The organism is Enterobacter soli, from assembly GCF_964208575.1.
GTDB classification, from domain to species: domain Bacteria; phylum Pseudomonadota; class Gammaproteobacteria; order Enterobacterales; family Enterobacteriaceae; genus Enterobacter; species Enterobacter soli_A.
Map to the genome: position 1 here is coordinate 1 of NZ_CAXOFU010000021.1, position 12,764 is coordinate 12,764.

Consider the following 12,764-nt stretch of genomic DNA (forward strand, 5'->3'; position numbering starts at 1 on the left):
CAAAAAGCACGGCCAGCTTGCGGCGGTGGCACCATTGCCGTCCGCGCACTTCACGAAGCCGAGCATTGTGATTAAACCTAACGCCAACAGCCGTCCGACGGGTGACACCACCGGCTACCTGGCAAACCCGAAGGAGGTGTGAGATGGGAAGTGGATGGCATGAATGGCCGCTGGTGATCTTCACCGTCTTCGGGCAGTGCGTGGCGGGGGCGTTAATCGTTGCCGGGTGCGCGTGGTTCAGAGAAGAGGATAGCGCCGCCAAAACGCGGATCGTGCGCAGCATGTTCTTTCTGTGGGTGGTGATGGGAATTGGCTTTATCGCCTCGGTGCTGCATCTCGGCTCGCCGATGCGCGCCTTTAATTCGCTGAACCGCGTGGGCGCCTCTGCCCTCAGCAACGAAATCGCCGCGGGCTCGGTCTTCTTTGCCGTGGGCGGCTTCTGGTGGCTGGTTTCCGTTATCAACAAAATGCCGCCTGCGCTCGGCAAAATCTGGCTGGCGGTTAGCCAGATCCTCGGCGTCGTGTTTGTCTTCGCGATGACCCGCGTTTACCAAATCGACACCGTCCCGACCTGGTATACTGCTTATACCACCTGGGGCTTTTTCCTGACGATGGCGCTGGGCGGCCCGCTGTTTGCGGCGCTGCTGCTGCGCGCGGCGAATGCGAAATTTACGGGTCATTTTGCCGCGGCGGTGAGCGTGCTGGCATTACTGGCAAGCGTTGCGGTTGTGGTACTGCAAAGCAACGGGCTGGCGAGCATTCATAGCTCCGTTCAGCAGGCAAGCGCCCTGCTGCCGGACTATGGCACGCTGCAAATCTGGCGTATCCTGTTGCTCGCTGCGGGTTTGGGCTGCTGGCTGTGCCCGCTTGTTCGTCGCCGTGAGCCCAACACGCTCGGCCTGTTTGCAGGCGTTATTCTGGTCGTCCTCGGCGAGCTGATTGGCCGCGGGCTGTTTTATGGTCTGCATATGACCGCAGGTATGGCTGTTGCCGGTTAACACACGCGTGCGGGGCAACCCGCGCGCGAGAAAGGAATGTTGTTATGAATGATGTATCACCACGCGAGTCGTTCGCCTTCAGCGCCCGTGTTCTGGGCGCGCTGTTTTATTATTCGCCTGAAAACGAACAGGTCGCGCCGCTGGTAAGCGCGCTGACCGCCAGCGACTGGACTCACGACTGGCCGATGGCGTCCGAGCCGCTGCACTCTATCGCGGAAACCTTCCGTACTCCGGCAGAAGAACCGCTCACCGACGCCTGGCAGCGCCTGTTCATCGGCCCCTACGCCCTGCCCGCCCCGCCGTGGGGATCCGTCTGGCTGGATAGGGAATCCGTGCTGTTCGGCGACTCCACCCTCGCGCTGCGCCAGTGGATGCGTGAAAACGCGATTGCCTTCGAGATGCAGCAAAACGAGCCGGAAGATCACATCGGCACCCTGCTGATGCTGGCGGCATGGCTTGCGGAGAATGGCCGCGACGCAGAGCGCGACCAGCTTCTGGCCTGGCATCTCCTGCCGTGGAGTCAGCGCTTCCTGGAGGTGTTTATCGACAACGCCGGACACCCATTCTACGTGGCTCTGGGCAAGCTGGCTCAGGCGACGCTGGCCGAATGGCGGTCGAACTTGCTGATTCCGATGGCGGATAAAACGCTTTATCGGTGACAGAAGAGAGCCAGTGAAAGCTGGCTTTTTTTGATTGTTTTGTCTGATTGATGGCCGGTAGAGTGATGGGGGTTTGGGATTGTTACAGGTCGGGTTTGTGCCAAAAGCAGACATTGTTCACATAATAGTTTAGTAATCACTATCTACCTCCCATCCGAGCTTGATAATTCTTATCATCCCCCCTTATATCCATACTGAGGAATAACCTCTGAAACGGAAAAGGAACACGATTATGGGTCTTAAACCTGGTCCAAAACCAATCGCAAAATCAACAGGAAAACCCGATCAACGCAGACGTGATAATAAGGATGCACCCGGCAATACCCCAGGACTGAAGCCAGGCAAATCAACTGGGAAGTAATCATTCAGGGTGTGGATGATTCATCCATACCCTTATCTCGTCAAATCTGCCTGCCCTGGCCCGCCCTGTGCCAGGAGCAGACGTTTATATGACCAAGCAACCACAAATGCCCGGTCATCTACTCCCTCTACATTGCGGTTATCTTGACGTCAGATATTCTTATTTTTAGGCCCATGCTTCTGATATTTCAGTTGAAAGGGTAACAATGGCATGTTGAGGCAGGATTTTGTTAAGTAAAAACAAATTGGTGTCGTGATCTGGATCGGCGCAACAATCACCCGCAACCACCAGTCGGTAATCCAGGTCAAAAGCTTGCCCGACTGTAGAAAGCACCACGCCGCTGGTGGTCACGCCGGCAAGGATCAACGTTTCAATGCCTTGCGCGCGAAGAATCATCTCAAGTTCGGTAAATGAGAATGCACCCACTCTGCGTTTAACGATGACAGTCTCATTTTCTGCGGGAGCGATATCAGGATGAATAGCCGTGCTCTCGTTGTCAGCCATAAAAATTCCATTCTCTTTAATCGAAGAGAAGATAGCGTTGTTTTTGCTGACCTCTGGATACCCCTTGCGGAATCCGACACTGACATAAATGACCGGTACGGCTGCCGTACGCGCAGCGGCTATCAGTGATGCGGTATTGCGGATAACATTTCCAGCGATTTCTTGTGGGAGGAAATTGTTAAGAATGATCGTCTGAAAATCCATAACCAGCAGAGCGCTGTTTTTACTGATGTTACTGAGTTGATTTAACATAAATTTCCGAAATTTGTAGATGAAGAGTAATAAAGTCAGGGCGTTGCTGACTGGCGATGTATTTTAAAGTTCCAGGCCGCTCCGGCTAGCAGGATGCAGCTGGTTGCCAGAAAGACAGCTTGCATACCTATATGCCCGCCGACAAAGCCGCCAATCAGCGGCCCGATGAACTGGCCGGCGAACTGTGCGGCGACGGAATAGCCAAGGATGCTACCCACCATGCCTTCTGGTAGGCGGTGCCGTATGACTGCCGCAATACAAGGCAATAAGCCGCCAAGCGCCAATCCCATGAGGAAACGCAGGGCAATCAATTGCCAACCGGAGGTGACAAATGCCTGCGGGATCAGCAGGAAACCAGCCGTAGTCAGCGCCAGCGTGATAATGCGTAAATGTCCTATCTTGTCTGCCAGTTTTCCAAGCCAGGAAGCTGAAATAATGCTGCCCAGGGCCGCGGCTGCCATCACATATCCCGCCACTTTCGTTATCTGTGAAGCGTCGCTGACGAGAGTACGCACATAGACCGTGATAATGGGTTCTATCGACATATTGGCCAGCATCAGCAGCAGACCGGTACAAAGCATACAGACAATCACAGGGCGGGAAGGCAATTGGGACCAGCTCACCCGCGTTTTTGCCGCAGCATCCTCGGGCTTTTGTACCGCTTCGCGGATGAGAGTGAAGGTCATGATAAAGGCCAGAAAAATCAGTGCGCCTGCACCGAAAAATGTGGACCGGATACCAATCAGCCCCGGCAGCCATCCCCCGGCAAGTGGACCGACAAGATTGCCAGCCATGACACCGGATGAAACAATCCCCAGCGCCCAGGCTGCACGTTCTCTGGGGGCCTGGACGGCGATAAGAATTGTCGCGCCGGATGAGTAGCCTCCCGCCAGGCCGACTAACAACCGCAGACCGACAAGTTGCCAGATATTTGTCACCAGCCCCATAAGCGAAACAGTAATAGCCATGCCAAGGCTGGCTCTCACGAGCATCGACTTGCGTCCATATCTGTCACCAAGTCGTCCCCAGACGGGGGCAATCAACCCGGCAGTAATAAACGTTGCGCTGAATGCCACACCAGACCATTGAACAACTGCTGCATGCCCATGAACACCAAGCTCTTCGACATACAAAGGCAGAAACGGCAACATCAGGGTCATTGCAAAGACGGTCGAGAACGAGCCTATGAAGCAAACAATCAGGTTTCGCTGCCAAAAGCTGTTATAAAATTGGGTCATAAAAACGCTCTTTCTTGGTATACCAATTTGGTATACCATATCGATTATGCATTTAACTGTCAATTTGCGGGAGAACATTGCCGTCATGAGCCAGGCATCAGAGGTTGAAAACCAATTAAGAAAATTGATACTCAGCATGGAGCTGGGTCCAGGAGAACGACTGACCGAGCGGTGGGCTGAAGCAACGTTTAACGCCTCCCGGACGCCTGTTCGAGCCGCATTACAAAAGCTGGAGTCGGAGGGGCTGGTATGTCGTGACGGCTTGCGCTGGTTGGTGGCACCGATCGATGTCGCTGAAGTTGAACAGCTGTGTATTTACCGCGAAATACTTGAAGTGTCGGCATTAAAACTGTCAGCCAGCCACATGACTGAGGAACAACTAAACGGTCTGGAAACCCTGCTTAAAGAGAAGACTGCTGATGCGTCTGAAGGGATGTTGGACGATGCAGGAACACGATTCCATTTGCATCTGGCCCGTTTTTGCCAGAATGCGTTTCTCATCGAAGGGATAAGTGATGCACTGCGTCGGCTTTCACGGGCAAGATGGCTGGATAAAGCGCCGTCGAATCCCGCCTGGGAAGATCATCGCGAAATAGTTGCTGCGCTTCGCTCGCAGGACATTGAGAAAGCAGCAGAGTTACTTGCCGCTCATCTCAGGGAAAGCCGAATCCGCCTTCTCGACGCTATCAATTCAAGCAGACGTAGCCTGAGGGCGAGAGGTATTGTTATATCCTGACCATGTGGTGAGTTACACGACAGAATAACAAAGGTCGGCTTTTCGCTCAAAGCGGAGCTTTTATTGCAGGCGCTTGTCCGCTTCGTATCAAGAGCGGACGCCAGGCGTGGGCAAAAGACACAACCTGAGTTTCTCCTGACAAAAACCGCAGTTAAGAAAAATGATTCTCATTAACATGTAACGCGTTCTACTGTTTAATAGCGTTTTCCATTTTCAAGGATGTGAAATGAGCACTCGATTTTCGACATTGCGGCGCATTCCCGGTGGCGTCTGGATTATTGGTTTTGTCAGTCTTTTGATGGACGTTTCATCGGAAATGATCCACAGCCTTCTTCCGCTTTTCATGGCAACGGCTTTAGGCACTCCGGTAGTCATCATTGGACTTATTGAGGGCCTGGCTGAAGCAACCGCACTGTGTGTCAAAGTTTTTTCGGGCGTTATCAGCGATTACATAGGCAAGCGTAAAGGGCTCGCTGTCCTCGGGTACGGCCTCGGCGCACTCAGCAAGCCACTGTTTGCACTGGCCTCTACATCTGGAATGATATTCAGCGCGCGCATGATCGACCGTGTAGGAAAAGGAATAAGAGGGGCACCCCGAGACGCTCTCGTTGCCGACGTTACGCCGCCCGAGATCAGAGGGGCTGCTTATGGCCTGCGCCAGACGCTTGATACGATGGGCGCGTTCCTCGGACCGCTGCTGGCCGTGGGACTGATGCTGTTATGGAGTAACGATTTCCGCGCTGTTTACTGGGTGGCGGTCGTGCCGGCATTTATGGCCGTTGCCCTGTTGTTCTTCGGATTACATGAACCCCGCACGCCTGTCGTAACAGTCAGAAGTAATCCGATTAAAAAAGAAAATCTGAAAAGGCTGGGCGTAGCGTGTTGGTGGGTCATTGGACTGGGCGGCGTATTTACTCTCGCACGGTTTAGCGAGGCTTTTCTGGTTCTCAGAGCGCAAGAGGTCAATATCCCACTTGCTTTAATCCCTCTCGTTATGGTCGCTATGAATATTGTCTTTTCATTTACAGCCTATCCGTTCGGACGTTTGTCAGACAGCATCAGTCACAGGCGATTGCTGCAGGCGGGTCTCGTCGTGCTCATTGCGGCAGATTTAGTGCTTGCCCTGAGTGATTCCTGGGTAGGGATTATCATTGGCGTAGCGTTGTGGGGTGTCCATATGGGAATGACTCAGGGCCTGCTGAACGCCATGATTGCTCGCACCGCACCCGCCGATCTGCGCGGAACCGCGTTTGGCTTTTTCAGTCTGTTAAGTGGCATGGGATTACTCATAGCAAGTCTCGGGGCAGGACTACTATGGGATATCTGGGGCTCTGCCTCTACTTTTATTGCAGGCGCGGTTATCTGTGTGTTTACGCTGCTTCTGACTCGGTTTGTACCTGACAAGACAGAGTAGCCTGTGGCGTTCTGAGTATCCCGCTTAACTCCCCTCAATTAACTGTGTGTCATTTGAAGGGAGTTTTACGCATTGTCCGCGCCTCGCTCACAGCAGATCCTTACCCCAGTAAATAAATAGCTTCTTTTTCAACTTGTTATTCCATATTTGTTATATGACGCCAGGGAACTTCTGTGGCATAAGAAAAGGATATACTGAGAGAGTTACAACCTTAATACGGAACACCTGATGGTCACCACACACGTTTTTATCGCGGTCAGTCTTGATGGCTATATCGCCCGGCAGGATGGCGATATCGACTGGCTGCTGCAGCGCGATGACCCGACGGAAGATCACGGCTATGCTGCGTTCATCGCGGACAAAGAGTGGATTGTTATGGGGCGAGGCACCTTTGAGAAGGCGCTGACCTTTGACGCGTGGCCGTACGATCGCCCGGTGCTGGTGCTCTCCCGCCAGCTGAACGCTGGCTCGCTGCCCGAAAAGCTGAACGGCAAAGTGCAGTTCTCATGCCGCGCGCCCGGCGAGGTATTGGCTGACCTGGCGGAGCAAAACGTGCATCGCGTCTATCTTGACGGCGGACAGGTGATACAGTCGTTCCTGCGCGAAGGGCTGGTCGCCGATATCGTTATCACGACCGTTCCCGTCCTGCTCGGCGCGGGAAAACCGCTGTTCGGCTCCCTGACTCAGGATATCGACTTAACGCTCCTATCGAGCCGCAGTTTCCCTTCGGGCCTGGTTCAGTCGCACTATCGGGTGACCTCATCAGCCCCCGATGTCGCCCATTGATAGGCTGAGCGCGATCGCAAATGCCGCAGATTGCTTCAAAAAAATTACCGTATTTGTTATATTGTTGTTTATTGCTTACTCACCTCTGCGGTGCCAAAAAGAACAAGATTCACCGCGACCCAGGACATAAAAATGCTAGATTACCGCTTCCCGACAGCTTTGCAGATGGTTCTCAGCGTAGCGATGGCGGAGCAAGTAGGTGAACGTTCAACGAGTGCGATTCTGGCCTACGGCTTGGAAGCGAACCCGAGCTTCATCCGCAAACTGATGGTTCCGCTCACGCGTGACGGCATTATCGTTTCAACGCTTGGCCGCAATGGCTCAATCCATCTTGGCCGCCCGCCGGAGCAGATCACCCTGCGCGACATCTACCTTTCGGTTATCGAAGACAAAAAGCTGTGGGCGTCGCGCCCTGACGTACCGGCCCGCTGCGTGGTCAGCGCTAACGCCTGCTGGTACTTTAAATCGATTGCCGAAGAGGCGGAGCAGGCGTCGCTGGCGGTTCTGGCGCGTCATACGGTGGCAAGCGCGCTGGAAGAGGTGAAAAAAGCCGACAGCAGCGGATGCGATCCGCTTCCCGACCTTATCGCTAAGTATCAAAAAACCTCTTAACGCCTTATCTTTTACATAAAGTAGCGGCCCTCTTGCCGGGTGGCGCTGCGCTTACCCGGCCTGCGTGTTTATCTGATACAAAAAAACCGCCTTCACAGTGAAGGCGGTTTTTTATTTTCTGCATCGTTTCTACGCGGGCAGAACGTCCCTTTCCTCTTTGCCGCGGGTGACTAATTTACGCAGCGTCACGTAAAACACCGGGGTCAGGAACAGGCCAAACAGGGTCACGCCCAGCATCCCGGAGAACACGGTGATCCCGGTAACGCCGCGCACCTCTGCGCCCGCCCCGTGACCGAGGATCAGCGGAATGGTGCCGGCAATAAAGGCGATGGAGGTCATCACGATCGGGCGTAAACGCAGGCGACACGCCTCCAGCGCGGCCTCCATGATGCCTTTCCCCTGCATTTCCAGCTCGCGGGCAAACTCAACGATAAGAATGGCGTTTTTACAGGCCAGCCCCATCAGCACAACCAGCCCCACCTGCACGAAAACGTTGTTATCGCCGCCGGTCAGCCAGACGCCAAACAGCGCCGAGAGCATCGTCATTGGCACGATGAGGATCACCGCCAGCGGCAGCGTCCAGCTCTCGTACAGCGCCGCCAGCACCAGGAAAGCCAGCAGCACCGCGACCGGGAAGACGATCAGCGCCGTATTGCCCTGCGTGGCCTGCTGGAAGCTCAGGTCAGTCCATTCGATGTTCATCCCGTTGGGCAGGATCTGCTTAGACATCCCCTCCAGCTGGGTCATCGCCTGCGTGGACGACAGCACGCGCGGGTCGGCATCGCCAATCAGATCAGCCGCCGGGTAGCCGTTATAGCGGATCACCGGATCCGGCCCGTAGGTAGTGCTGATATTCACCATGCTGCCGATCGGCACCATTTCACCCTGGCTGTTGCGGGTGCGTAAGTTAGCGATATCCTCCACGCTGTCGCGGAACGGGCCGTCCGCCTGCGCCATCACGCGCCAGGTGCGCCCGAACTGGTTAAAGTCATTCACGTACGACGAGCCCAGATAGGTTTGCAGCGTGCCGAAGAGATCGGTGAGCGACACGCCCTGCGCTTTCGCCTTATCGCGGTCAACCTGCACGTCCAGCTGCGGCACGTTCGCCTGGTAGGTGGAGATCGGGAAATGCATTCCCGGCGCCTGCATAATCGCGCCAGACATGGTGTTCACCGCGTTTTGCAGCGCGCCATAGCCCAGACCTGCGCGATCCTGAATGTACAGGGAATAGCCCGACCCCTGGCCCAGCCCCAAAATCGGCGGCGGCAGGATGGAGAAGCCAAAGCCCTCCTGGATTTGCGCGATTTTCGCGTTGATCTCGGCGTTAATCTCCGCAGCAGAGTGCTTACGCTGGTCGAACGGCTTCAGGCCAAAGAAGACCGTCCCGGTGTTCGGCGTATTGGTGAACTGCAGCGCATTCAGCCCCGGAAACGCGACCGCATAATCCACGCCTTCGGTGTTCATGCCGATTTCGCTCATTTTACGGATCACCGCGTCGGTGCGCGCCAGCGACGAGCCTTCCGGCATTTTCACGCCGCCAATCAGGTACAGCTTGTCCTGTGTCGGAATAAATCCGCCCGGCACCGCCTTAAACATCACGCCCGCCGCGCAGAGCAGCAGGAGATAAACCGCAAACACCGCGCCGCGGCGTCCGAGGGTTTTACCCACCAGCCCCTGATAGCCGTTCGAGCTGCGGTGGAAAAAGCGGTTAAACGGACGGAAAATCCAGCCGAACAGACGATCGATAAGTCGGGTCGGAAAATCTTTCGGCGCGCCGTGCGGCTTTAACAGCAGGGCCGCCAGCGCCGGGGAGAGCGTCAGCGAGTTAATGGCGGAGATCACCGTCGAGATCGCAATCGTCACCGCAAACTGCTTGTAGAACTGCCCGGTCACGCCCGAGAGAAACGCCATCGGGACGAACACCGCGCACAGCACCAGCGCAATCGCGATAATCGGGCCGGACACCTCACGCATCGCCTGATGCGCCGCCGCCAGCGGCGCCAGCCCCTCTTCGATATTTCGCTCGACGTTTTCCACCACCACGATGGCGTCATCCACCACGATACCGATGGCCAGCACCAGCCCGAACAGGCTCAGGGTGTTCAGCGAGAAGCCCAGCAGGTAAAGAATGCTGAAGGTACCCACCACCGAAACCGGCACGGCAATCAGCGGAATGATCGACGCGCGCCAGGTTTGCAGGAACAGGATCACCACCAGCACAACCAGCACCACCGCTTCCAGCAGGGTTTGCACCACCGCACGGATGGAGTCGCGCACGAAGACCGTCGGATCGTAAGGTGCCGCCCACTTCATGTCCTCCGGGAAACGCGTGGACAGTTCGTCCATTTTGGCGCGCACCGCGTTAGACAGATCGATGGCGTTCGCCCCTGGAGACTGGAAGATACCAATCCCGACCGCGTCCTTATTGTTGAGCTGGGAACGCAGCGCATAGCTGCCGGAGCCCATTTCAATACGCGCCACGTCGCGCAGGCGAACGACCGAGCCGTCCTGCGCCGTCTTCAGCACAATATTGCCGAACTCCTCTTCGGTGTGCAGACGGCCCTGGGCGTTAATGGAGATCAGGAAGTCGCTCTCCTTCGGCAGCGGCTCGGCGCCAAGCTGTCCGGCAGACACCTGGACGTTCTGCTCCTGCATCGCGGTGACCACGTCCGAGGCGGTCAGCCCGCGCGACGCCACCTTGTTCGGATCGAGCCAGATGCGCATCGCGTATTCGCCGGAGCCGAAGATCTGAATCTGGCCGACGCCGGGCAGACGCGCCAGCTCGTCCTTCACCTTCAGCGTGGCGTAGTTACGCATGTACAGGGAGTCGTATTTCCCGCCCGGGGAGAACAGATGCACCACCAGCGTCAGCGTCGGCGACTGTTTCTGAGTGGTAATGCCCAGACGCCGCACGTCTTCCGGCAGGCGCGCCTCGGCCTGGGCGACGCGGTTTTGCACCTGCACCTGCGCCTGATCCGGGTCGGTTCCCGGACGGAAGGTGACGGTGGTGACCAGCACGCCGTCCGATCCCGCGACGGATTTCATGTACATCATGTTCTCAACGCCGTTGATCGCCTCTTCCAGCGGCGTCGCCACCGTTTCAGCAATCACTTTTGGGTTGGCGCCCGGGTACTCGGCGCGCACCTGCACGCTTGGCGGCACGACGTCAGGGTATTCGCTCACCGGCAGCAGCGGGATGGCGATCAGCCCGGTGATAAAAATCAGGATCGACAGAACGGCGGCAAAAATCGGCCTGTCGATGAAAAAACGGGAAAAGTCCATGGGTTGGATTCTCAGGTCAAGGGATCAGTTAAGGGCGGTGCTGGCGGTCATGGCAACGGTTTTGGCGTTAACCGGCATCCCCGGCATAAACACTTTTTGTAAACCCTCGACAATGACTTTATCGCCAGGGTTCAGCCCCTGCCGCACGATGCGTAAACCGTCTGCCAGACGCCCTGGCTTAATGTCGCGACGCTGCGCTTTCCCCTCTTTATCCACGACATAGACGTACTTGCGATCCTGATCGGTCAGCACCGCTTTGTCGTCGATAAGCGTGGCTTTGAACTCCGCGCTGCCCGGCAGGCGCACGCGGGCAAACAGCCCCGGCGTGAACTGACGCTGCGCGTTATCCAGCAGCGCGCGCATGCGGATCGTCCCGGTGCTCGGCGTAAGCTGGTTATCCAGGAAATCAACCTTGCCCTGATGCGGGTAGCCCTCTTCCCCCGTCAGGCCGATCTCGACCGGCAGCGCCGTATGATTGCTGGACGCCCCCTGCCCGCTGCGGGCAAGATTTTGATAGTGAAGGTAGGTTGACTCGTCCACGTCAAAATAGACGTAAACTGTCTTTTGCGAGACCAGCGTGGTCAGCACGCTGGCGGTATCGCCTGCGGTGACCAGATTGCCGCTGGTGATCAGCGCCCGGCTGGCGCGGCCGTCGATAGGCGCGGTGACTTTGGTGAAGTCCAGGTTGAGCTGCGCCGCGTCAACCGCCGCCTGGGCGGCGCGAATATCGGCCTGGGCCTGCGTGGCCGCCGAACGACGCTGCTCCCACTCTTCCCGGGAAACCAGGTGAGTATTGATCAGCTTATCGGTGCGGTTAGCCTCACTTTGCGCCAGGCTGGCCTGGGTTCTGGCTCTCGCCAGGTTTGCCTGGGCCTGTTCCAGCGCGGCGCGATAGGTTCGGTCATCAATGGTGAACAGCACCTCGCCCTTTTTCACTTCCTGGCCGTCGGTGTAATTCACTTTATCAATGTATCCGGAAACGCGCGGTCGAAGCTGAACGCTTTCCACCGCTTCAATCCGGCCGTTAAAGCTGTCCCACTGGCTTATCGATTTCACGACCACGTCAGCGGCGCTGACGGCGGGCGCGGGTGGCGCGGCATTTTGCGCGACACTGTCATCACATCCGACGAGCAGCACGGCGATCAGCATCGTCCCCAGCGCGCTCAGATGAAAGTTACCCCAGGTTTTTTGCAGGCTCATTATTTTTATTCCGGTTATTGTAGCCGCCGGGCAAGACGCAGCGGGAGGCGCTGCGCCACTTCCTTTGTCCGGTGGCTGGCTTAAGGCCATTTGTGTCGTTCATCGCCACAAAACTGTAACAGTTGCGAATACACTATCGCGGCGATTGTAGGAAGGCGCTTAATTAAGTGCAAGAATAATTGTTGCACTTTATGTGCTATTTGAGCAGATGTTAAAAGACCCGTTTTGGACAGGGATTTAAATGCAACAATAAAACTTGCAATTACCGCAAAAACGCGCCACCTTTAAATGCAACTGACAAAGATACCTTTTGATACGCGGCGTGGAGATAACCTGATGAACACTGGCGCATTTATGCATGATTTACTGGACTGGATAGACAATAACCTGGACAGCCGTCTGGACATTGAGTCCGTCGCGAAGCGATCCGGCTACTCAAAATGGCACCTCCAGCGGCTGTTCAAAGAACATACGGGCTATCCCCTCGCCGGGTATATTCGCGCGAAAAAGCTGCAAAAATCGGTCGAACGCTTGAGCCACAGCGATGAGCCTATTTTGAACGTGGCGATTGCGCTGGGCTTTGACTCCCAGCAGTCGTTCAACCGCAGCTTTAAGCGCCAGTATGGTCAGGCGCCCGGCGCGTGGCGACGCAGCATGGGCGGGCCGGACACGCTGCCGCTGCGCCAGTAACACATTTTGCTGCAACCTCCATCCGGAGCTGT

The 12,764-nt window shown here is 56.2% G+C and carries 11 protein-coding genes and 1 pseudogene; 8 read left to right on the forward strand and 4 right to left on the reverse strand.

Annotation, left to right across the window (positions count from 1 at the left end):
* The 3 genes and pseudogenes from AB6V08_RS18540 to dmsD form a co-directional block, all read left to right on the forward strand.
* A pseudogene (locus tag AB6V08_RS18540) lies at positions 1-142 on the forward strand (dimethyl sulfoxide reductase subunit B); the annotation flags it as partial.
* A 1-nt stretch (position 143) separates the two neighbouring features.
* Positions 144-998 carry a dimethyl sulfoxide reductase anchor subunit family protein gene (locus AB6V08_RS18545; protein ID WP_368544281.1) on the forward strand — a complete coding sequence of 285 codons (855 nt, stop codon included), beginning with the start codon at positions 144-146 and terminating at the stop codon, positions 996-998.
* 44 nt (positions 999-1,042) lie between these two features.
* Positions 1,043-1,657, forward strand: a complete 615-nt coding sequence (gene dmsD, locus AB6V08_RS18550; protein WP_368544282.1) for a Tat proofreading chaperone DmsD — start codon at positions 1,043-1,045, stop codon at positions 1,655-1,657.
* Positions 1,658-2,183: 526 nt separating this feature from the next.
* Here dmsD and AB6V08_RS18555 read toward each other — a convergent pair.
* Complete coding sequence (locus tag AB6V08_RS18555) at positions 2,184-2,774, reverse strand: isochorismatase family cysteine hydrolase (RefSeq protein WP_368544283.1); 591 nt, start codon at positions 2,772-2,774, stop codon at positions 2,184-2,186.
* 35 nt (positions 2,775-2,809) lie between these two features.
* Positions 2,810-4,012 (reverse strand): MFS transporter, encoded by a 1,203-nt coding sequence (locus AB6V08_RS18560; RefSeq protein ID WP_368544284.1) that lies wholly within the window; start codon positions 4,010-4,012, stop codon positions 2,810-2,812.
* 85 nt (positions 4,013-4,097) lie between these two features.
* Between AB6V08_RS18560 and AB6V08_RS18565 the strand changes: the two genes are divergently transcribed.
* From AB6V08_RS18565 to AB6V08_RS18580, 4 genes are all read left to right on the forward strand, one after another.
* The gene (locus AB6V08_RS18565; RefSeq protein ID WP_368544285.1) at positions 4,098-4,748 is read left to right on the forward strand and encodes a GntR family transcriptional regulator; all 651 of its coding nucleotides are present in this window, start codon (positions 4,098-4,100) and stop codon (positions 4,746-4,748) included.
* 226 nt (positions 4,749-4,974) lie between these two features.
* Positions 4,975-6,162, forward strand: coding sequence for an MFS transporter (locus AB6V08_RS18570; protein ID WP_368544286.1), 1,188 nt, complete (start codon positions 4,975-4,977; stop codon positions 6,160-6,162).
* Between the two features lie 228 nt (positions 6,163-6,390).
* Entirely contained in the window at positions 6,391-6,948 is a 558-nt protein-coding gene (locus AB6V08_RS18575; protein WP_368544287.1) for a dihydrofolate reductase family protein, read from the forward strand.
* A 132-nt stretch (positions 6,949-7,080) separates the two neighbouring features.
* Positions 7,081-7,560 (forward strand): Rrf2 family transcriptional regulator, encoded by a 480-nt coding sequence (locus tag AB6V08_RS18580; protein WP_368544289.1) that lies wholly within the window; start codon positions 7,081-7,083, stop codon positions 7,558-7,560.
* 129 nt (positions 7,561-7,689) lie between these two features.
* Here the strand turns inward: AB6V08_RS18580 and oqxB are convergent, their stop codons facing one another.
* Both oqxB and AB6V08_RS18590 read right to left on the reverse strand, forming a co-directional pair.
* Positions 7,690-10,842 (reverse strand): multidrug efflux RND transporter permease subunit OqxB, encoded by a 3,153-nt coding sequence (gene oqxB / locus AB6V08_RS18585; RefSeq protein WP_368544290.1) that lies wholly within the window; start codon positions 10,840-10,842, stop codon positions 7,690-7,692.
* Positions 10,843-10,866: 24 nt separating this feature from the next.
* Positions 10,867-12,042 carry an efflux RND transporter periplasmic adaptor subunit gene (locus AB6V08_RS18590; protein ID WP_368544291.1) on the reverse strand — a complete coding sequence of 392 codons (1,176 nt, stop codon included), beginning with the start codon at positions 12,040-12,042 and terminating at the stop codon, positions 10,867-10,869.
* 336 nt (positions 12,043-12,378) lie between these two features.
* On the opposite strand from AB6V08_RS18590, the gene AB6V08_RS18595 reads away from it, so the two are divergent.
* Positions 12,379-12,732 carry a helix-turn-helix domain-containing protein gene (locus AB6V08_RS18595; protein WP_368544292.1) on the forward strand — a complete coding sequence of 118 codons (354 nt, stop codon included), beginning with the start codon at positions 12,379-12,381 and terminating at the stop codon, positions 12,730-12,732.
* Positions 12,733-12,764: the final 32 nt, after the last annotated feature.

Excerpts from the sequence above, each read along its gene's own strand:
- AB6V08_RS18580 (WP_368544289.1), top strand. The coding sequence starts at position 7,081 with ATGCTAGATTACCGCTTCCCGACAGCTTTGCAGATGGTTCTCAGCGTA.
- AB6V08_RS18590 (WP_368544291.1), bottom strand. The coding sequence starts at position 12,042 with ATGAGCCTGCAAAAAACCTGGGGTAACTTTCATCTGAGCGCGCTGGGG.
- AB6V08_RS18595 (WP_368544292.1), top strand. The coding sequence starts at position 12,379 with ATGAACACTGGCGCATTTATGCATGATTTACTGGACTGGATAGACAAT.
- oqxB (WP_368544290.1), bottom strand. The coding sequence starts at position 10,842 with ATGGACTTTTCCCGTTTTTTCATCGACAGGCCGATTTTTGCCGCCGTT.
- AB6V08_RS18565 (WP_368544285.1), top strand. The coding sequence starts at position 4,098 with ATGAGCCAGGCATCAGAGGTTGAAAACCAATTAAGAAAATTGATACTC.
- AB6V08_RS18545 (WP_368544281.1), top strand. The coding sequence starts at position 144 with ATGGGAAGTGGATGGCATGAATGGCCGCTGGTGATCTTCACCGTCTTC.
- AB6V08_RS18570 (WP_368544286.1), top strand. The coding sequence starts at position 4,975 with ATGAGCACTCGATTTTCGACATTGCGGCGCATTCCCGGTGGCGTCTGG.
- AB6V08_RS18575 (WP_368544287.1), top strand. The coding sequence starts at position 6,391 with ATGGTCACCACACACGTTTTTATCGCGGTCAGTCTTGATGGCTATATC.
- AB6V08_RS18555 (WP_368544283.1), bottom strand. The coding sequence starts at position 2,774 with ATGTTAAATCAACTCAGTAACATCAGTAAAAACAGCGCTCTGCTGGTT.
- AB6V08_RS18560 (WP_368544284.1), bottom strand. The coding sequence starts at position 4,012 with ATGACCCAATTTTATAACAGCTTTTGGCAGCGAAACCTGATTGTTTGC.
- dmsD (WP_368544282.1), top strand. The coding sequence starts at position 1,043 with ATGAATGATGTATCACCACGCGAGTCGTTCGCCTTCAGCGCCCGTGTT.